Here is an 18,304-nt window from a genome sequence, read left to right as displayed (position 1 = left end):
CCTGCCGACGTCGCGCAAATTTATGTGGCGAGGCCCATGACGGCGGAAGCAATTAATTTGCATTGACACGGCGGCAGGTCGGCGCCGGGCGTCCGGAGGGGATCGGCGCGGACAAATATCGGAGTATTTAGATAAATGATTACAGCGGGTTATTCGTCGTTCGCCTAGGCGGGCCGCTGGGATTTCCGGCGATAAACGACCATTTTCGGCAGCGAATACGCAAATATATTTCTTTATAGTCCATAGATTTTATATTTATTGAATTGCTCATCCGACACCAGACGGGGCTATCGATGAGCTTGGATTTCGAAATCGCAAAGCCGGAGCCGAAACGCGGATTGCGCGAAACGGGCCCCGAGCTGCCCCCGCAGGCCATCCTGCCCGGCGACCAGTCGTTGTTTCTGAGCGAGACCGTCGATGGGCTGGACGAGGGCGCGCATTTCCTCGATCCGCTCAAGCCGGATGAATGGGCTGTATTGCGCAGTCATGGACGCCAGCTCAGCTTCTCCACCGGCGAAACGATCTTCACGCAGGGTGACCGGCATGGCGGCGTCTTCATCATCGAACGTGGCTCGGTGCGCGTTTTCTATTCGGCCCCTTCCGGCCGCGAGATCACCCTGGCCTACTGGACGCCGGGCAATTTCATCGGCGGGCCGGAGATGACCGGCGGCGGCACGCATATCTGGTCGGGCGAGGCCATGGATGATTGCGAGATCCTGTTTCTGCCAGGCCATATCTTGCGTAAGCTGATCGTCGAACTGCCCAATTTCGCGCTCTGTCTTATCCAGGGCCTGGCGTCGAAGGGCAAAAGCTATTCGGCCATGGCTCAGATGCTCGGCACCCGTTCTGTCATCGAGCGGCTGGCGCAGTTTCTGACGAATCTCGGCAAACTGCATGGGGTCAGGGACGGCCACGCCGTCATCATCAATGCGAAGGTGACCCACGATCAGATTGCGGCGATGGTCGGCTCTACCCGGCAGTGGGTGACGATGATGATGAAGCGCTTTCAGAAGGAAGGATTGCTGACCGTCACGCCGCGGCACATCCGCATCGAGCGGCCGCATCTGCTGATGGCGATGGTATCGAAGGGCGGCGCGTAAGCGCCGCTTAAGGCGGTTCAGCTTTTAACGGAAACGCCAGCCGCTCTATCCCTGGAATTGCTCTAATGCGGTTTCCTAACCCAGGCGGGTCAGCGCCCAGCGGACGGTCTTGCGCACATCGGGATCGGGATCGTCAATATGCGCGGCCAGCGCTTCCCTGGCCTGGGGATTGCCGATCTCGCCAAGGGCGGCTGCCGCTTCCTTGCGCAAGGTGGGCATGTCGCTTTCGAGCAGAAGGGTGATCCGGAGCAGGGCGGCGTCCGCCTTCAGCTTGCCGAGGGCATTGAGCGATTTCTGCTGCACCTGCCAATATTCATCGGAAAGCGCCTTGCCGAGCGCTTCGACCGCCGAGGCGTGGCCGATGCGGCCGAGCGATTCCGCCGCCGCTGCCCGGACTTGCCAGTTCGCATCGCCAAGAGCCGCAGCCACGGCTTCCGCCGCGGCCGATTGCGTCGTGAACGTCAACGCGTTGACCGCTGCGGCGCGCACTTCGATGTTCTCGTCGCGCGTGGCCGCGATGAGAGAGGGGAGCGTCGAGTCGAGCTTGAGATAGGCGATCGTGCCGAGCGCCTGCACTCGCACAGACGCGTCCGCGTCGCGGAGCGCAATGAGGGCGGGGCCGAGTGCATCCTGCAGCCGCAGCCCCTTCAATCCGCGAAATGCCGCTGCCCGCACGAAGGCGCTCGCATGGTCCAGCAGCGGCAGCAAGCTGCCGCCCGCCTCCTGGTTTTTCAGCTCCGCCAGGCCGTCGGCCGCAGCCTGCGCGACCGATGGATCGTCGTCGACGACCAGCCGCGCCAGGCCACCCGCCGCACCGGCGCCGTCGAATTCGGCAAGCGCGATCGCCGCCTGGAGGCGGACATCTCCGCTGGCATCGCCGGCCGCCCCAATCAGGTGCGGCAGGGCCTCGGGACTTGCGGTTTCCGCAAGCTCGATCACCGCAAGGCGGCGGATGGCGGCATCCGGATCGAGCAGGCGTTCGGCGATGGCCTCTATGTCGCCAAAGGCTTCGAAAGGTTCAAAGATGCTCATATCAGCGCAACAGGTAAGGAATGTTGACGGTGACGGCGCCGGTCGGGCAGTCGGTTTCGCAGGGCATGCAGTACCAGCATTCGTCGAATTTCATGTAGGCCTTGCCGGTGAGATCGCTGATGCGCAGGACATCGAGCGGGCAGACGTCGACACAGACCGTGCAGCCCTTGTCGGCGATGCATTTGGCGTCATCGACAATCACGGGGACTGTGCTCGGGGAGAGGGCGAGAGGCATGGGTGCTTCCTGTCAGGCTTGCTTTTGAACACGCAGACGGTCGTAGGCCGTCCGTTCTTCGGTCTCGATCGGAACGACATAGGGCTCCACCTTGCGCTTCTCCGAGACCATGCGGCCGTCGATCTTCCTGAGAAGCGTGTGACAGAACCAGTTGTCGTCGTCCTTCTCCGGGTAATCGACGCGATTGTGGTAGAGGCCCCAGCGGCTTTCGGTGCGGAAAAGCGAGGCGTGGGCGGCCATTTCGGCGCAGTCGAGGATGGAGGACACTTCGAGCGCCCGCATCAGTTCATGGGCGTCGCGGGCGACAAGCGCGGTTTCGAGATCGTCGCGGACTTCGCTGAGCCGCGCCTGGCCGATCTGCATCTTGGCCGTCACTTTCGGCGGCTGCAGATAGTCGTTGACCAGGCGGCGCGCCTTGTATTCGAGCTGGTTGGGCGGAATGCCGTCGTCGCGCCGCGTCGGCGCCAGCACACGTTCACGCTCACGTGCGACAAACTCGCGGTCATAATCGGGAAGCTCTGTTTCCGCCGCGACCTCGGCCGCATGCTCTCCGGCAACCGCCCCGTTGGTAAAGGCGCCGAGCATGTAGTTGTGCGGGACATTCGCCATGTCGCCCGCCGCATAGAGGCCCTCGACCGTCGTGCGCGCGAATTCGTCGACGAAGACGCCTGAGGCGCTGTGGCCGGAACAGAAACCGATTTCGGAGATGTGCATCTCGATCATCGTCTCGCGGTAATCGGTGCCGCGCGTCTCGTGGAAGCGCCCGCGCGAAGGGCGCTCGACCTTGTGCAGGATCTGCTCGATCTCGCCGACGGAATCGTGGTGCAGGTGATTGAGCTTCAGGAAGACCGGTCCCTTGCCGGACTGAAGTTCGTTGTAGAATTCCTGCATCATCTGGCCCGACCAGTAGTCGCTTTCGATAAAACGCTTTCCTTCGCTGTTGGCGGTATAGGCGCCGAACGGACCGGCGACGTAGGCGCAGGCCGGGCCGTTATAATCCTTGATCAGCGGGTTGATCTGGTAGCATTCGAGGTTCGCAAGCGCTGCCCCTGCGTGATAGGCCATGGCATAGCCGTCGCCTGAGTTGGTCGGGTTTTCATAGGTGCCGAAGAGATATCCCGAATGGGGCAATCCAAGCCGGCCCGCTGCGCCCATGCAGAGGATGACGGTCTTGGCGCGCAGGACGAGAAATTCCGCCGAGCGCGTGTTGACGGCGATCGCGCCGGCGATCCGGCCATCCCCAGCCGTCAGCAATCGCGTCGCCATATAGCGGTTGGAGATCAGGATGCGCTCGCGGCGCAGCTGCCGATAAAGCGCCTTCTTAACGGTGTCTCCATTCGGCATCGGCAACACATAGGTGCCGAGGTGATGCACTTTCTTGAGGTCGAAATCGCCATTGGCGTTCTTCTGGAAGCGGATGCCGAAGCGATCCAGTTCCTCGATGATCTCGTAGCATCGCGACGCATATTTATAGACCGGCGCCTGATCGACGATGCCGTCATTGGCGATGGTGATTTCCTTGGTGTACTGCTCCGGGGTCGCATAGCCGGGAACCACGGCATTGTTCAGCCCGTCCATGCCCATGGAGATCGCGCCGGAGCGCTTGACGTTGGCCTTCTCGAGCAGGATGACGTTCAGGTTGGGATTGCGCTGCTTAGCCTTCAGCGCCGCCATCGGCCCTGCCGTGCCGCCGCCGATCACCAGCACGTCGCACTCGACCTCGGACAGGCCTTCTACAAAATTATCCATGCATCATTCCTCACGCCAATGAATCCGCGATTTCGCGCAAGTATTGCCAGGGGTAGATCCCTCGATCATGGCCGTCCGAGAAAACCAGCCTGACGGCATAGGAGCCGATCGGCTCGATGCCGGTCACCATGACATCATCGAAGTCCGTCTCGCGCCCATCGAGGGAGGCGCGCACCGCCTGGGCGGCGCGGCTGCGCCGGCGCAGCTCGGAGGCGGGAAGGAGAGAGATGTCGCCGCCTTCCCAGGTTATGGCAAGCGTGCGGCGTTCTGGCTTCAGCTTCAGTTGCAACGGTGTCATGGCTTTCCCTGTCAATCGAACGCCACTCTAAGAGAGCGCCGGACAGAGACACGCAATAAATTGCCATGGGCAGTCTGAAAGGGGTTGCGTGCAGCAAGTGCCCTCGGCACTGCGGTGACGCATCCTTTCGCCGAGCCGTCTTTAAAAATCGGCCACTTTGCCCCAGGCGGATGTTCCGAAGCGGTCGGGATGGTAAGGCCTGGGATCGACGATCGGCTCATCGCCGGTGACGATATCGGCGATCAGATGGCCGGCGCCCGGTCCGATGCCGAAGCCGTGGCCGCTGAAGCCGGCAGCGAGGATGAAACCGGGGAGCGTGGCGATCTCGCCGATCCCCGGCACGCCATCCGGCGTGCTGTCGATATAGCCTGCCCAGGCCGCGGCGATCTTGGTTTCCTTCAAGGCGGGTAGAAGCTCGAGCGCCCGTGCATGCGTCAGCGCAATGGTGGCCTTATCGACCGCGGGGTCGAGGATGCGCATGCGCTCCATCGGCGTCGGCTTGTCGAGCCGCCAGCCCGCCAGAGACTCGTGGCCGGAACGGAACCCCTCCAACCCGCCGGGTGCGAGACTGCGCCATCGCCGGGCGAACATCGGCAGGAATTGTGGGGCGAAGCGGAACTGCTGGGCGGTGGGATCGACGCGGCCGCGGCCGCTGATCGCCAGCGTGTAGCCGCCATCGCTGCGACGCGTAGCGGAGACTGCGGATGTGTGGAGCGCATCCGGCAGGCCGCTCGCGCCCGGGGATACGGAGAGGATCGACGAGCGGATCGAAGCTTGCGGAAATCGAATGCCGAGCTGGCGGCAGAAGGAGGAGGCCCAGGCGCCGCCGGCCAGGATCGCGATTTTTGTACGGATCGTGCCATGCTCGGTGACGACGCCCGAGAGCCTGCCGCCTTCGATGTCGATGCCGCGGGCCGCGCAGGACTGATGCACTGTGCCCCCCAGTTTCAGGATCGCGCGCGCGACGGCCGGCGCGGCACGTGCCGGATCGGCGGTCCCGTCGGTCGGTGAAAACACCCCGCCTTTCCACGAGGCGCCGGTGACACGCCCGCGTTCGGTTGCCTCTGCTCCGCTCAGCATATGCGTCGTGACGCCGACCGAGCGGGCGAAATCGCGCCAGCGTGCCCAGCCGGACAGTTCCTCGTCGCTATTGCTGAGATAAAACAGGCCGCAGCGACGAAAGCCCGTATCCTCCCCGGTCTCTGCGGCGAAGCGCTCCCACAGATCGAGGCTCCTCGTCGACATCGGCAGTTCACGGGCGTCGCGGTTCTGCTGGCGGCACCAGCCCCAGTTGCGGCTCGACTGCTCGGCGCCGATCAAGCCTTTCTCGAGGAGGGCGACCTTCAATCCGCGCCGGGTGAGATAATAGGCCGCGAAAACGCCGACGATGCCGCCGCCGATCACCACCGCATCGGCGGCAGTCGGCAGCTCCGGCGTTGTGTCGACGCGATCGAGCGGTGCGGGCATGGGAGAGTCTCCGTTTCAGGCTTTAAGCGCGTCGCATATGCGACGCGCTTTAACTCTTGTTTTGATGCCTGTCGTTATCCCGGACCGCTGCACAGTTCCAGGCGACATGCATTAGTCTAGCGGATCTGGCGCACCGCCTTTGCCGCAGGTCAGCCGCCGGCGGCAGAAGGCGACTTGCAGAAGAATGGCCGGGTTACAACCGCGCAAGCTTGCCGAAAAGTGATCGCCACGCCGACCCTCATTGCCGGCAATAGGCCCGCACCAGTTCAGGATCCTGCTGGAGCCCGTCGAGCCAGGCCGGATCAAGCGTCGGCACCGACGAGAAGAGCAGTTGCGAATAGGGATGCGTCGGCGCCTTCACCGTCGAGGATGTGATTTCCTCAACCTTCCGGCCTCCATACATCACGACGATCTCGTCGCAGATCGCCTCCACCACCGAGAGATCGTGGCTGATGAAGATGTAGGAGAGGCCGAGTTCCCGCTGCAACTCCTTGAGCAGGTCGATGACCGCGGCGGCGACCACCGTGTCGAGCGCCGAGGTGATCTCGTCGCAGAGGATCAGCTTCGGATCGGCGGCCAACGCCCGGGCGAAATTGACGCGCTGCTTCTGCCCGCCCGAGAGCTCTCCCGGCCGGCGATGGCGCAGGTTGCGGGGCAGGCGCACCATGTCGAGCAGTTGATCGATGCGGGCATTTCGCGCTTGTCGATCCATGCGGTGGTAAAAAACCAGCGGCCTGGCGAGGATGTCCTCCACCGATTTTGCCGGGTTGAGCGCGGTATCGGCATATTGGAAGACAATCTGCATCTCGCGCAATTGGTCGCGCGAGCGCTCGCGGGCGCTGCGGCGCAGTTCTGTGCCGTCGAAGACGATCTTGCCGACTGCGGCCGGCAGGATGCCGGCGATGGTGCGGGCGAGTGTCGACTTGCCGCAACCGGATTCTCCGATGATGCCAAGATTGCGGCCTTTCTCCACCTTCAGGCTTACGTGCTCGACCGCGCGAACGAGCGGGAGGCCGTCGGCCTGGCGCTGTCCGTAACCCGCGACGAGATCTTCGATCTTCAGAAGCGGCGCCGTCGCGCGCTCGATGGGGGCTGCCGCGGCGCGCAGTTTCGGCTCGAAGGCTGCAAGCAGCTCCCGGGTATAGGGGTGCTTCGCATGGTTGAGGATCTCTTCGGTGGTGCCGGTTTCCTGGGTCTCCCCGCCTTTCAAGACCACGATGCGGTCGGCGATCTGGGCGACGACGGCAAGGTCGTGCGAGACGTAGACGCCCGATATGCCGCCCTTCTTCATGACCGATTTGAAAGCGCGCAGCACTTCGATCTGGGTGGTCACGTCGAGCGCCGTCGTCGGCTCGTCGAAAATGACGAGGGTGGGGTCGCCGATCAGCGCCATGGCGGCGGCCAGACGCTGCAGCTGGCCGCCGGAAACCTGGTGCGGATAACGGCTGCCGATCGTCTCAGGTTCCGGCAGCGACAGCGCCCGGAAGAGCTCGACGGCCCGGGCACGCGCCTCGTCCGGCGACATCAGCTGATGAATACGTGTGACTTCGATCACCTGGTCCATGATCGTCGTGGCCGGGTTGAAGGCGGCCGCCGCCGATTGCGGGACATAGGTGACTTCGGTGCCGCGCACCTTGGCGCGCTGCTTTTCGCTGAGCCTGACCATATCCTTGCCGCCGACCGAAACGCTGCCGCCGGAGATGCGACAGCCCGCGCGGGTATGGCCCATCAGGGTCAGGGCGATGGTTGTCTTGCCCGAGCCGCTCTCGCCGATCAACGCGACGATCTCGCCCTCGGCAACGTCGAGGCTGACACCCTTGATGATCTCGACGCGCCGGCCGGAATCGGTGGTGGCCTCGACCTTCAGGTCACGGATTTCGATGAAATTGCTCATGAGGCGCTCCTGTCGCGGATCTTCTGCGGCAGGTTGTCGATCAGCAGATTAACGCTGATCGTCAGGCTGGCGATGGCCAGCGAGGGAAACATCACCGCCGGCGCACCGAACGGCAGGCCGCCGATGTTTTCGCGCACGAGCGCACCCCAATCGGCATAGGGCGGCTGGACGCCGAGGCCGAGGAAGGAAAGCCCGGAGAGCAGCAGAACGATGAAGACGAAGCGGATGCCGAGATCGGCAAGCACCGGCCCGACGATATTGGGCAGGATTTCCGAGCGAATGAGATAGAGGGTGCTTTCGCCGCGGATGCGCGCGACCGTGATGAAATCCATCGCATTGATATTGACGGCGAGCGCCCGGGCGAAGCGGTAGGCGCCGGGGATGTAGATCACCGACAGCGTCAGGATCAGAACCGGGACCGAGGAGCCGACGGCAGCGACGACCACCAGGCCGAACAGCTTGCTCGGGATGGAATTCATGGCGTCGAGGAACCGGCTGAGGATCGTGTCCAGCCAGCCGCCGGCGACCGCTGCGATCATGCCGAGCACCACGCCGCTGAAGCAGGCGATCGCGACCGCCGCCAGCGAGATGCCGACCGTATAGCGCGCGCCCATCAGGATCCGCGAGAGCATGTCGCGGCCGAGATAATCGGAGCCAAGCCAGAGCTGCCTGCTCATCGGGCCGAAATAGTCGAGATCGACAATCTCGCCGACGGGGTAAGGGATGACCAGCGGCGCCAGGATCGCGATGAGCGCCCAGGAGAGGATCACCGTAAGGCCGATCGCTCCGACGATGTTGAAGCGATAACCAAACCGGGTTCCGGACGGCCGGCCGGAAGCGGTTGCGGAACGGGTCATGGTCATCGGAGCCTCGGATTGGACAGGATGGCGATGATATCGGCGATGGTGATCAAGAGCAGATAGCCCAGGCAGAAGATCATCGCGCAGCTCTGGATCAGCGGCAGGTCGCGGGTGGCTACGGCATCCAGCATCAGCTTGGCGATGCCGGGATAGTTGAAAATGGTCTCGACGATGATGACCCCTCCCAGCAGATAGGACAGAGAAAGCGCAACGGCATTGACAATCGGACCCAGCGCATTCGGCAGCGCATGGCGAAAGACGATGCGCGGTCGCGAGGCGCCCTTGAGCAGTGCCATTTCGACATAAGGCGTGTTGAGCGTCTCGATCACAGCCGCGCGCGTCATGCGGATCATCTGGGCCGAGACGACGAAGGTGAGCGTGATCACCGGCATGGCGTAGACGCGCAAGATGTCGCTCAGACTATGGACCTCATTGGCCAAGGAGAGCGCCGGCAGCCATTTCAGATAGACGGCGAAGAGGAGTGCAGCGGAGGTTGCGACCATGAACTCCGGCACGGAGATCACGCCGATGGTGATCACCGTGACGATCCGGTCGTAAAGCGTACCGCGCAGCATCGCTGAGGTAATCCCGAGCGTGAGCGCGATCGGCACGGAGAACAGCGCGGTGACGCCGGCAAGTTTCAGCGTATTGACGAAGCGGCCGGCAATAAGATCGGCGATCGGCATGTCGTTGGCATAGGAGGTGCCGAGATCGCCCTGCAGCAGCCCGACGACCCAGCGCAGGAAACGGAAGAGGGCCGGCTCGTCGAGATGCATGGCCTTGCGCAGGCCTTCGACGGCTTCCGGCGTGGCGGCCTGACCGAGCAGGATGGTCGCCGTATCTCCGGGCAACAGCGTTGTCGCGAAGAAGACGGCGAAGGAGACGATCACCAGGGTGATCAGGGCGATGAGCAATCGGCTCAACACCAGGGACAAGACCTGATGGTTCACGGGTGCCTCCCTTTCTGCGTTCGAGTTCGGTTCCGGAAGAACCGGGGCCTGCCTGCTGCAGCCCCGGTTCCCTTCATTTTATCAGGCTTCGAGCCAGACGTATTCCGCGAAGGCGTATCCCATCTGGCCGCCAAGCGGGCTGGGCTCCAGACCCTTGAGCTTGGCGGTGGTGGCATCGACGTTCGAGAGATAGGCCGGGATGATGGTGCCGGCTTCGTTGGCAATCATCACCTGCATCTCGTCGTAAATTGCCCTGCGCTTTTCCTGGTCGAGCGAGCCTCGCGCTTCGATCAGCATCTTGTCGAACTTCTCCGACTTGTACTGGCTCTCGTTCCAGGGAGCCTGAGAGGAGTAGAGCAGCGAGAACAGAATATCCGGCGTCGGACGGGGATTGATATTGCCGAAGTGGATCGGCGCCTTGAGCCAGTAATTGTCCCAGTAGCCGTCGGAGGGAACGCGCTGGACATCGAGCTTCAGTCCGATTTCGGCGCCGGAAGCCTGAATGATCATCGCCATGTCGATCGAGGAGTTCGCCGCCTCGGAGGCGATCACCGGAATGGACTGGCCGAGGACGCCGGCCTTGTCGAAATGGAACTTCGCCTTGTCGGGATCGAAGGCCCGCGGCTTCAAATCCGCATTGCGGTAGAAATTGACGGGGGAAACCGGCTGGTCGTTGCCGACTTCACCGAGGCCGCGCAGGACCGACTTGACGATCTGCTCGCGGTTGACGAGGTACTTCATGCCCTCGACGAAGTCGCGCTTGCTGCCGGGATCCATGTCCAGCCGCATGTTGAGGTTGGTGTAGTTGCCCGAGGTGGTCTTCGACAGGAAGAAGCCGTCCCCCTGGGCCTCGACGAGGCGCATGGAGCGCGGATTGATCGAGGCTGCAAGGTGGATGTCGCCCGACAGCAGCGCATTGACGCGGGCATTGTCGTCGCTGATCGCGAAATATTCGAAAGAATCGACGTTCGGGCCGGATTTCCAGTAGTTTTTGTTCTTGATCCCGACCGAGCGAACGCCCGGCTCAAACACTTCCTTGACGAAAGCGCCGGTGCCGTTGGCCTTGGTGAAATCGGTCGTGCCGTCGGCGACGATCATGAAGTGATGCATCGACAGGATGGTCGGCAGGTCGGCATTCGGATCGGCAAGGGTGATCTCGACGGTCTGCTTGTCCACGGCCTTGAAGCCGGTCATCTGGGCGGCGATCTTGGCGACTTTCGAGCCGACGGACGGGTCGAGATGGCGCTTCAGCGAGAAAACCACGTCGTCGGCGGTCAGCGGCTTGCCGTCGTGGAAGGTGACGCCCTTCTTCAGCTTGACCGTCCAGGTCTTCGCATCCTTGGATTCGATCGCCTCGGCAAGCTCCATCTGCGGCGTGCCTGATTTGTCGAGGAAGGTGAGGCGGTTATAGAAGGAGCAGCACCGGACATAGTCGGTGGAGAGCGACGCCTTGGCAGGGTCGAGCGTATCGGCCGTGGAGGACGACCAGCCGGCTGCCTTGAGCGAACCGCCGGAAACGGGTGTCGCGGCAAGCGCCTTGCCGGCGCGGCCAAGCACGAGCCCGCCGGCCGACACGGCGACGCCGCCCGCAAGCATCATATGCAGCAGCTCGCGACGGGTCGCGCCGCGGCGGATCGCGGTTTCGACCATGGCGTCGTCGGATCTGGTCCAATTGGTGATCTTGTCGTTCATCTCATTCCCCTTTTCTTCTGTGGCGGGCTGCCCGTCACGGGCGGGGCCCGATCCGGTTTTAAAGTCAGGCGCGCGCGGCAGCCACGGCATCGGCAAGGCCAGCCATGGACGTGAAATGGTAATCGGGTCTGGTGAATTCGGCCGGCTCGATCGTGCCGCCGTAGCCCTTCTCGGCATGGCGCCGCTCGACCCAGCAATTGGTCAGCCCGAGTTTCCTGGAAATCCCGATATCGTGGTACTGGCTCTGGGCGACATGCAGGATGTCGTCCTTTGAATGCCCCTCCGAGCCGAGGTAATCGAACACCTTTTCGAAGAAGGCCGGATCGGGTTTTTCGGTGCCGGTATCGTCCGCGGTGAAGGCGGCATAAAAGGGATTGCCGAGTTCCTTTTCGAAGAAATCGAATGCCCAGCGGCGGGCATTGGTCATCGCAACGAGGCGGTAATCCTTCGCAAGACTGGCGAGCGCTGCGGCGCTGTCTGCAAAGCCCTTCCAGCTCTTTGCCGAGTCCCGCAGCCGTTCGCCATATTTTCGGTCGACGGGCAGGCCGAGCTCCGGCGCGATCGCCAGGTAGACGCGCACGAGGTCGTCGGGAAAAAGGTCGGCATCCCCGGAGTAGCGGGCTGCGCGGTAGAGGCTGAGTGCCTGCTCGCCGTCGACCGTGCCCCCCGCCTCGGCCGCGATCTCGGCGAGGCAGGCCTTGAGGCCGCCCTCGAAGTCGATCAGCGTACCGACGACGTCGAATGTCATGTATTTGAATTCCGGAAGGCTCTTGCTCACGTGAATTCCCCAGTGTTCGGCTCTGACGGGAGCGCGGTTCTCGAAGAAGAATATTCTGTTCCCATAGGCGAGATCTTTGTCCCGCTCTTATATGGAAGGCCCGCATCTGTCGGGATCCGCGCCCTTCACTGATCGTAGTGTGTCACCTGCACTGCGCCGGATTCTCCTGAAAGGCGGCATATGGCGGCACAAAATACCGAATCTGACGGTTTCGCGATATTCTCAGGCTTGCGTCGACCACACGCATCCTGGGCTGTCAGCGCCTCGTCCAGCGTCAAGCGCTTGCGCCGGACGAGGCCCGCTGCGTCGATGCGGGCGGCGGCTGCGCGCCGATGAGCGCCGGGATAACGAGGTTGTTTCGAGGCCCAATCGAAGATGCAGCGCACCGGCCCTGACGCCGTTTTCGCAAAGCTTCGGAATTTCGGGGCCAATTGCGGCGCAGGGGGGGTTGTTGCCAGTCGAGGGGACGCCGAAGCGGCATGGACGGCAGGGAGCGGGTTCAAGTCCTGCGCCAACCGCCGATGAGCGCAATAGTCGATCGAGCTGAATTGATCGCGTTCAGGCTATCCCTGGCTATTCCAGAATGGTCGAGTCGCTTCTCGACCATCGGCGCCTGGCGATGCTGCATGCGTTGGACAGGTCAGTGCATCATCGCCAGTGCTGCCGCAAAGAAATCCTCGCCTCCGAAGTTTCCTGACTTCAACGCCAGAAGCATGTCGCCCTGGGCATTGCCGACCGTGCGCAGCACCGGCACGCCGGGTGCAATCTCCGGGCCGATCAGAAATGCCGGAATGGCGAGCCTGTCGACGGCGGCGCCTGAGGTTTCGCCGCCTGCGACCACCAGGCGGCGCACGCCTCTCTGCACCAATTCGGCTGTTATGATCGACGTCGCGGTCTCGATCGCGTGGCCGGACGCCTCTCGTCCGTGGAGCGCCTGCAGCCGGGACACGGTTTCCGGCGCGGCACTTGCGGCGATGACCACGGGGCCGGCGGCGATGCGGTCTCCGGCCCAGGAAATCGCTGCGGCGATCTCATCTGGACCGGCAAGCAGCCGCTCCGGATCGAGCCGCAGCACGGGCATCGACCGTTCGGCGATGTCGAGTTGATGGAGCGTCGCCTTGGAACAACTGCCGGCAACGATCGCGGACAGCCCGCCGACGGGGCGCATGGCGTCCGCCGTGGTCGCGCCGCCGGACGATATCCGCCCGGAGCGGACGAGGGCGTGGGCAAGGCCGAGGCCGAGGCCGGACGCACCTGTCGACACCGGTGTTTCCAACGCGATCTCGCCGAGCGTTTCAAGGTCGCGTTCGAAAATCGCATCGGCGATAACCGTGGTGACGCCTGCCGCGCGCAGGGCATCGAGCCTTGCCCTGACGGCGCCGGGTCCGGCCGCGATGGCTGTGAGATCGACCAGTCCGACAGCGTTGCGCGACTGCCGGGTGAGAACCCGCACCAGATTGGCGTCATGCATCGGATTGAGGGGGTGGTCCTTGAGCGGGCTTTCGTTCAGCGGCTGGCCGCCGACAAAGAGATGGCCGAGATAGACGGTGCGTCCCGTTTCCGGGAAGGCGGGTGTCACCAGCACGGAGCCGCCGCCGGCCGCCTCGCTCAATGCCTCGGTGACCGGACCGATATTGCCGGCATCGGTGGAATCGAAGGTCGAGCAGATCTTGTAAAGCACATGGCCGGCACCCCGCTGGCGCAGCCACCGCTCGGCGCTGGTCGCGGCCGTCACGGCCTCCGGGGCCGGGACGGAGCGGATCTTCAGGGAAACCACCACGGCGTCGACATCCGGCAATGCCAGCGACGGGTCGGGGATGCCGACTGTCTGCACCGTGCGCAAGCCGTTCTTCGTCAGTGTGTTGGCGAGGTCGGAGGCGCCGGTATAGTCGTCGGCGATTGATCCGAGCAAAATAGCCATCGTCTAGCTCCGTGCAAAAGGTTTGAACCAGCCAAGCCCGTCCAACGTGCGGCCGCGCGGGATATATTCGCAGCCGATGAAACCGTCGTAACCCAGGCGGTCGATCTCGCCGAACAGATAGGGATAGTTCAGCTCCTCCCCGTCCGGTTCGTTGCGGGACGGCACGCTGGCGATCTGGATATGGCCGGTGATCGGCAGCAGGCGCCGCAGCGCCATGACGACGTCGCCGTGGATGATCTGACGGTGATAGATGTCGAACTGGAGTTTCAGGTTCGCCAAGCCGCTTTCGGCAATCAGCCGCTCGGCCGCGCCAAAGTCGTTGAGGAAATATCCCGGCATGTTTCGCCCGTTGATCGGCTCGAGCAGGAGATCGATGCCCTTTTCCGCAAGCCGTTCGGCCGTGTAGGTGACGGAGCGCCGATAACAGGAGGAGGCATCTTGGTCATGAGGGTCGGCGATGCCGGCCATCAAATGCAACCGTTTGACACCCGTCGCCGCCGCATAATCCAGCGCCCGCTCGACATCGGCTTTCAGCGCATCGAACCGTCCGGGAAGGGCGGCGATGCCACGCTCGCCGGCTGTCCAGTCGCCCGGCGGCAGGTTGAACAGGGCCTGTTGCAGATTGTTGCGCGCAAGCCGTTCGGCGATTGCCTCCGGCGGGGCTTCATAGGGGAAGAGGTATTCGACGGCGGCAAAGCCGGCATCGGCTGCGGCATCGAAACGGTCGAGGAATGCCCATTCGTTGAACATCATCGTCAGGTTGGCGGCGAAAACCGGCATGTCTAGCGTTCCCTCTACAGGCTTTGTGGCTCTTTGGCGGAGCCGGGCAATTCTGCGCCGGAAAGCTGGGCATAGAGCCGCGCAAGCGAGGAATCGTCGTCACGCCCCATGCCGGCGCCTGCGGCGGCCAGATACATCTGCAGGGCGGCTGCCGCAAGCGGCACCGGGTAGCGCTCGGAGCGGGCCATGTCCTGGACGATACCGAGATCCTTGACGAAAATCTCGATGCTGCTGAGCGGCGTATAGTCTCCGGCCAGCACATGCGGCACGCGGTTTTCGAACATCCATGAATTGCCGGCCGAAGCCGTGATCACCTCATAGACCTTGTCGAGGTCGAGGCCCTGCTTGGCGGCAAAGCTTATCGCCTCGCAGGCAGCGGCGATATGCACGCCGGCGAGAAGCTGGTTGATCATCTTGAAGGCCGCACCTTTGCCGGCGGCGTCGCCAAGTTCGTAGACCTTGCCGGCCATAGCCTCGAGCCCCGGGCGCGCCGTGTCGAAGGCCTGTCTGGAGCCGGACGCCATGATCGTCAGGGCCCCCTGCGCCGCCTTGGCAGCACCACCCGAAATCGGCGCGTCGAGATAATGCAGGCCGAGAGCCTCTACCCGTTGCGCCAGATCGCGCGCGACGGCGGGATCCATGGTGGCCGACGAGATGAAGACGGCGCCGGGCTTCATCACATGCGCGACACCTTCTGGCCCGAACAGCACGGCCTCGGTCTGCGCGCCGTTGACGACCACGGAGACGACAATGTCCGCATCCTTTGCCGCATCGGCGGGGGTTGCCGCGCCACGCCCGCCCTCGGTGATGAAGCGGTCCACCGCCGCCGGCGTGATGTCATATCCAACGACGTCTAGGCCTGCGCGCTTCATCGACCGGGCCATTCCAAGCCCCATGGAACCAAGACCGATGACGGCCGCGACAACGGCGGAGCCCGGGTTTTCAGCAAGCGGTGACATGAGGAGTTCTCCAGTCTTGTGAGGAAGGCTTTGCGCCCCTCCGGGGGGTACCGTCCCGGAGGGGCTGTGATTCAGCGATTGACGCTTTTCGCCGGAACCGTCAACACGGCCAGCGAACCAATGACCAGCGCAGCCGCCAGCAGATACATGCCGGCGCTGTTGGTGCCGGTGAAGTCCTTGAGATAGCCGACCAGAAACGGCCCGAGAAACCCGGCGAGGTTGCCGACCGAATTGATCCAGGCGATGCCGGCCGCAGCGCCCGTGCCGGCCAGAAAAGCTGTCGGAAGCGACCAGAAGAGCGGCGCGCAGCTGATCGCACCCGCCGCCGCCAGCGAGAGGCAGACAATCGAGACCGTGGTGCTGGTCGCCATGGTCGCGGCGACAAAACCACCGGCGGCGATGAGAGCGGGGACGACGAGGTGCCAGCGGCGTTCGCGCAGCCTGTCGGCGGAACGGCCGAGCGCCAGCATGGCGACGAATGTGCAGATATAGGGGATCGCGGAAATCAGGCCGATATTGAGGTTTCCGCTGACGCCCGAGGCCTTGACGATGGTCGGCATCCAGAAATTCAGGCCATATTGCCCGAGCACGAAGCAGAAATAGATCAGGCACATCAGCCAGACGCGACGGTCGGTCAGCGTTGCACCGATGCTGTGCGGGCTTGCTGTCTTCGTCAGGTTCTCCGCCTCGATATTGGCCGTCAGCACGCGTTTTTCCTCATCGCTCAGCCATTTGGCGCCCTGGATCGTATCATCAAGATAGAAGAAGGTCGCGACGCCGAAAAGAAGGGCGGGAATGGCTTCGATCAGGAACATCCACTGCCAGCCGGAAAGCCCGTGCGTGCCGTGAAAACTGTCCATCAGGAGACCTGAAAGCGGATTGCCGAAAATGGCGGATATCGGGATTGCGGACATGAAGGTGGTGATGATCCGGGCGCGGCGGTGGGACGGATACCACGCGGTCAGATAAAGAATGATGCCGGGGAAAAATCCGGCTTCGGCAACGCCCAGCAGGAAACGCAGGACATAGAAGACGGTTTCCGAGGAGGTGAACATGAAGGCGGCTGATATGATGCCCCAGGTGACCATGATGCGGGCAATCCACACCCGCGCGCCAACCTTGTTCATGATGATGTTGCTCGGCACTTCAAATAGAAAATAGCCGATGAAGAAAATGCCTGCGCCGATGCCATAGGCGGCTTCCGAGAGGCCGAGCTCGCTCGACATCTGCAGCTTGGCGAAGCCGACATTGACGCGGTCGAGATAGGCGACCACGTAGCACAGCATCAAAAAAGGTACGATGCGCCAGAATACCTTGCCATAGGCACGGTCTTCCGCCGCCTCAGCGGTATATGCGCCAGCGACTGGCGCCTGCGTCTCTAGTGTCATGATTTTCTCCTCCGATTGTTGCCGCGGTCCCTGTCGATCCTCCCGCGGCTCGTCGCGCCGTCTTTGGCAGCGCTGCCAATTTTCAATAATTCATTTTGGCAGCGCTGCCAACAGCAAAATGGTAGCGCTGCCAAAAAAATCTTGCTTCTTGGTGCGAGCAATGAAAAATGGTGAGGGAAAAGCTGGGTTCGATGTAACGATGGAATTCAAACATCAGGCGACGGTCACGCTTGCCGAGGTCGCGGAAGCGGCCGGTGTCGGCGAAAGCACGGTGTCGCGCGTGCTGCGTAACCATGGTTCGTTTTCCGGCAGGACGCGGGAACGGGTGATGGCTGCCGTCGAGCGGCTGGGCTATGTGCCGAACCGGATCGCCGGAACGCTGGCCTCCACCGGTTCGCGTCTTGTCGCCTTCGTCATTCCGTCGCTCTCCAACATCGTCTTTCCCGATGTGCTGCGCGGCGCCAGCGCCGTCCTGGAGGAAAACCGGTACCAGGCGGTGTTCTCCGTCACCGATTATGATCCGGGCAAGGAGGAAGCGCTTGCCGCCGCGATGCTCGCCTGGCGGCCGGCGGCGGTCATGCTGGCGGGATGCGAGCATACCGAGGGCACGGTGAAGATGCTGCGCGCCAGCGGCTGCCGGGTGGTGGAACTGCTCGATCTGGACGGCGATGCTCTCGATATCGCGGTCGGCTTCTCGAACCGCGCGGCCGGGCGGGAGAGCGCTGCCTTCCTGCTGAAGCGGGGTTATCGCCGGATCGGCTATGTCGGTCACGACCTGAACCGCGATACCCGTGCCGGCAAGCGGTTTTCCAGCTTTTGCGAAACGCTCGGCGCGCATGACGCCCCGCTCGTCGCCCGCGAAATTCTCCCAGGCGCTTCGTCTGTGGAAAACGGCAGGCTGGGATTGGAGCGGCTACTCGCCCGGACGACGGATCTCGATGCGGTTTATTTCTCCAACGACGACATGGCGCTGGGCGGTTATTTTCACTGTCTGGCTCAAGGGATCGCGATCCCCTCGAAGCTCGCCATTTTCGGCTATAACGGCCTCGATATCGGCCGGGCAACACCGCAACCCTTGTCGACCATCCGAACGCCGCGCGTGGCGACCGGGGAGATCGCCGCGCAGTTGGTCGTCGCTAATGCGCCACCGCAGGCCGTCGATCTCGGCTTTGAACTGATCGAAGGGGCAACCGCGTAATAT

At 63.1% G+C, this 18,304-nt stretch carries 16 protein-coding genes; 2 read left to right on the top strand and 14 right to left on the bottom strand.

Features of this window, described 5'->3' with window-relative positions:
• Positions 1 to 293: 293 nt before the first annotated feature.
• The gene (locus CO667_RS12920) at positions 294 to 1,100 is read left to right on the top strand and encodes a Crp/Fnr family transcriptional regulator (RefSeq protein WP_097618746.1); all 807 of its coding nucleotides are present in this window, start codon (positions 294 to 296) and stop codon (positions 1,098 to 1,100) included.
• Positions 1,101 to 1,175: 75 nt separating this feature from the next.
• Here CO667_RS12920 and CO667_RS12915 read toward each other — a convergent pair whose 3' ends face one another.
• The 14 genes from CO667_RS12915 to CO667_RS12850 form a co-directional block, all read right to left on the bottom strand.
• On the bottom strand, positions 1,176 to 2,132 hold the full coding sequence (locus CO667_RS12915; RefSeq protein ID WP_097618745.1) for a HEAT repeat domain-containing protein: 957 nt from the start codon (positions 2,130 to 2,132) through the stop codon (positions 1,176 to 1,178).
• Position 2,133: 1 nt separating this feature from the next.
• Positions 2,134 to 2,367, bottom strand: coding sequence for a ferredoxin family protein (locus tag CO667_RS12910; protein ID WP_097618744.1), 234 nt, complete (start codon positions 2,365 to 2,367; stop codon positions 2,134 to 2,136).
• Positions 2,368 to 2,379: 12 nt separating this feature from the next.
• A complete protein-coding gene (locus CO667_RS12905; protein ID WP_097618743.1) occupies positions 2,380 to 4,116 on the bottom strand; it encodes a fumarate reductase/succinate dehydrogenase flavoprotein subunit in 1,737 nt (578 codons plus the stop codon).
• Between the two features lie 10 nt (positions 4,117 to 4,126).
• Positions 4,127 to 4,414, bottom strand: a complete 288-nt coding sequence (locus CO667_RS12900; protein ID WP_097618742.1) for a DUF971 domain-containing protein — start codon at positions 4,412 to 4,414, stop codon at positions 4,127 to 4,129.
• A 141-nt stretch (positions 4,415 to 4,555) separates the two neighbouring features.
• The gene (locus tag CO667_RS12895) at positions 4,556 to 5,881 is read right to left on the bottom strand and encodes an FAD-binding oxidoreductase (protein WP_097618741.1); all 1,326 of its coding nucleotides are present in this window, start codon (positions 5,879 to 5,881) and stop codon (positions 4,556 to 4,558) included.
• 238 nt (positions 5,882 to 6,119) lie between these two features.
• Positions 6,120 to 7,775, bottom strand: coding sequence for an ABC transporter ATP-binding protein (locus CO667_RS12890; RefSeq protein WP_097618740.1), 1,656 nt, complete (start codon positions 7,773 to 7,775; stop codon positions 6,120 to 6,122).
• Positions 7,772 to 8,638, bottom strand: coding sequence for an ABC transporter permease (locus CO667_RS12885; RefSeq protein ID WP_097618739.1), 867 nt, complete (start codon positions 8,636 to 8,638; stop codon positions 7,772 to 7,774). Before CO667_RS12885 ends, CO667_RS12890 begins: the two co-directional genes overlap by 4 nt.
• Positions 8,635 to 9,585: an ABC transporter permease gene (locus CO667_RS12880; RefSeq protein ID WP_097618738.1), complete on the bottom strand. Its 951-nt coding sequence runs from the start codon at positions 9,583 to 9,585 to the stop codon at positions 8,635 to 8,637. The genes CO667_RS12885 and CO667_RS12880 overlap by 4 nt, the downstream gene beginning before the upstream one ends.
• An 81-nt stretch (positions 9,586 to 9,666) precedes the next feature.
• Positions 9,667 to 11,277 carry an ABC transporter substrate-binding protein gene (locus CO667_RS12875; protein WP_097618737.1) on the bottom strand — a complete coding sequence of 537 codons (1,611 nt, stop codon included), beginning with the start codon at positions 11,275 to 11,277 and terminating at the stop codon, positions 9,667 to 9,669.
• Between the two features lie 64 nt (positions 11,278 to 11,341).
• Positions 11,342 to 12,055: an HAD-IA family hydrolase gene (locus CO667_RS12870; RefSeq protein WP_097618736.1), complete on the bottom strand. Its 714-nt coding sequence runs from the start codon at positions 12,053 to 12,055 to the stop codon at positions 11,342 to 11,344.
• A gap of 640 nt (positions 12,056 to 12,695) precedes the next feature.
• Positions 12,696 to 13,976: a 3-oxo-tetronate kinase gene (gene otnK / locus CO667_RS12865; protein ID WP_097618735.1), complete on the bottom strand. Its 1,281-nt coding sequence runs from the start codon at positions 13,974 to 13,976 to the stop codon at positions 12,696 to 12,698.
• A gap of 3 nt (positions 13,977 to 13,979) precedes the next feature.
• Positions 13,980 to 14,756, bottom strand: a complete 777-nt coding sequence (otnI, locus tag CO667_RS12860) for a 2-oxo-tetronate isomerase (RefSeq protein ID WP_097618734.1) — start codon at positions 14,754 to 14,756, stop codon at positions 13,980 to 13,982.
• A gap of 14 nt (positions 14,757 to 14,770) precedes the next feature.
• Entirely contained in the window at positions 14,771 to 15,715 is a 945-nt protein-coding gene (gene ltnD / locus CO667_RS12855; protein WP_097618733.1) for an L-threonate dehydrogenase, read from the bottom strand.
• Between the two features lie 71 nt (positions 15,716 to 15,786).
• Positions 15,787 to 17,103: an MFS transporter gene (locus CO667_RS12850; protein WP_097618732.1), complete on the bottom strand. Its 1,317-nt coding sequence runs from the start codon at positions 17,101 to 17,103 to the stop codon at positions 15,787 to 15,789.
• A gap of 199 nt (positions 17,104 to 17,302) precedes the next feature.
• Here CO667_RS12850 and CO667_RS12845 point away from each other — a divergent pair, with 199 nt between their 5' ends.
• A complete protein-coding gene (locus CO667_RS12845; protein WP_097618731.1) occupies positions 17,303 to 18,301 on the top strand; it encodes a LacI family DNA-binding transcriptional regulator in 999 nt (332 codons plus the stop codon).
• Positions 18,302 to 18,304 lie beyond the last annotated feature (3 nt).

The sequence above is a fragment of the Rhizobium sp. L43 genome, assembly GCF_002531725.1.
Classification (GTDB): domain Bacteria; phylum Pseudomonadota; class Alphaproteobacteria; order Rhizobiales; family Rhizobiaceae; genus Rhizobium.
Note: the sequence above shows the minus strand (reverse complement) of the source record. Positions and strands in the feature narration are given on the sequence as shown.

What these genes read in the sequence shown, in the direction of transcription:
- CO667_RS12910 (WP_097618744.1), bottom strand. Translation starts at nt 2,367, where the DNA reads ATGCCTCTCGCCCTCTCCCCGAGCACAGTCCCCGTGATTGTCGATGAC.
- otnK (WP_097618735.1), bottom strand. Translation starts at nt 13,976, where the DNA reads ATGGCTATTTTGCTCGGATCAATCGCCGACGACTATACCGGCGCCTCC.
- otnI (WP_097618734.1), bottom strand. Translation starts at nt 14,756, where the DNA reads ATGCCGGTTTTCGCCGCCAACCTGACGATGATGTTCAACGAATGGGCA.
- CO667_RS12920 (WP_097618746.1), top strand. Translation starts at nt 294, where the DNA reads ATGAGCTTGGATTTCGAAATCGCAAAGCCGGAGCCGAAACGCGGATTG.
- CO667_RS12895 (WP_097618741.1), bottom strand. Translation starts at nt 5,881, where the DNA reads ATGCCCGCACCGCTCGATCGCGTCGACACAACGCCGGAGCTGCCGACT.
- CO667_RS12885 (WP_097618739.1), bottom strand. Translation starts at nt 8,638, where the DNA reads ATGACCATGACCCGTTCCGCAACCGCTTCCGGCCGGCCGTCCGGAACC.
- CO667_RS12850 (WP_097618732.1), bottom strand. Translation starts at nt 17,103, where the DNA reads ATGACACTAGAGACGCAGGCGCCAGTCGCTGGCGCATATACCGCTGAG.
- CO667_RS12845 (WP_097618731.1), top strand. Translation starts at nt 17,303, where the DNA reads ATGGAATTCAAACATCAGGCGACGGTCACGCTTGCCGAGGTCGCGGAA.
- CO667_RS12875 (WP_097618737.1), bottom strand. Translation starts at nt 11,277, where the DNA reads ATGAACGACAAGATCACCAATTGGACCAGATCCGACGACGCCATGGTC.
- ltnD (WP_097618733.1), bottom strand. Translation starts at nt 15,715, where the DNA reads ATGTCACCGCTTGCTGAAAACCCGGGCTCCGCCGTTGTCGCGGCCGTC.
- CO667_RS12900 (WP_097618742.1), bottom strand. Translation starts at nt 4,414, where the DNA reads ATGACACCGTTGCAACTGAAGCTGAAGCCAGAACGCCGCACGCTTGCC.
- CO667_RS12905 (WP_097618743.1), bottom strand. Translation starts at nt 4,116, where the DNA reads ATGGATAATTTTGTAGAAGGCCTGTCCGAGGTCGAGTGCGACGTGCTG.
- CO667_RS12890 (WP_097618740.1), bottom strand. Translation starts at nt 7,775, where the DNA reads ATGAGCAATTTCATCGAAATCCGTGACCTGAAGGTCGAGGCCACCACC.
- CO667_RS12915 (WP_097618745.1), bottom strand. Translation starts at nt 2,132, where the DNA reads ATGAGCATCTTTGAACCTTTCGAAGCCTTTGGCGACATAGAGGCCATC.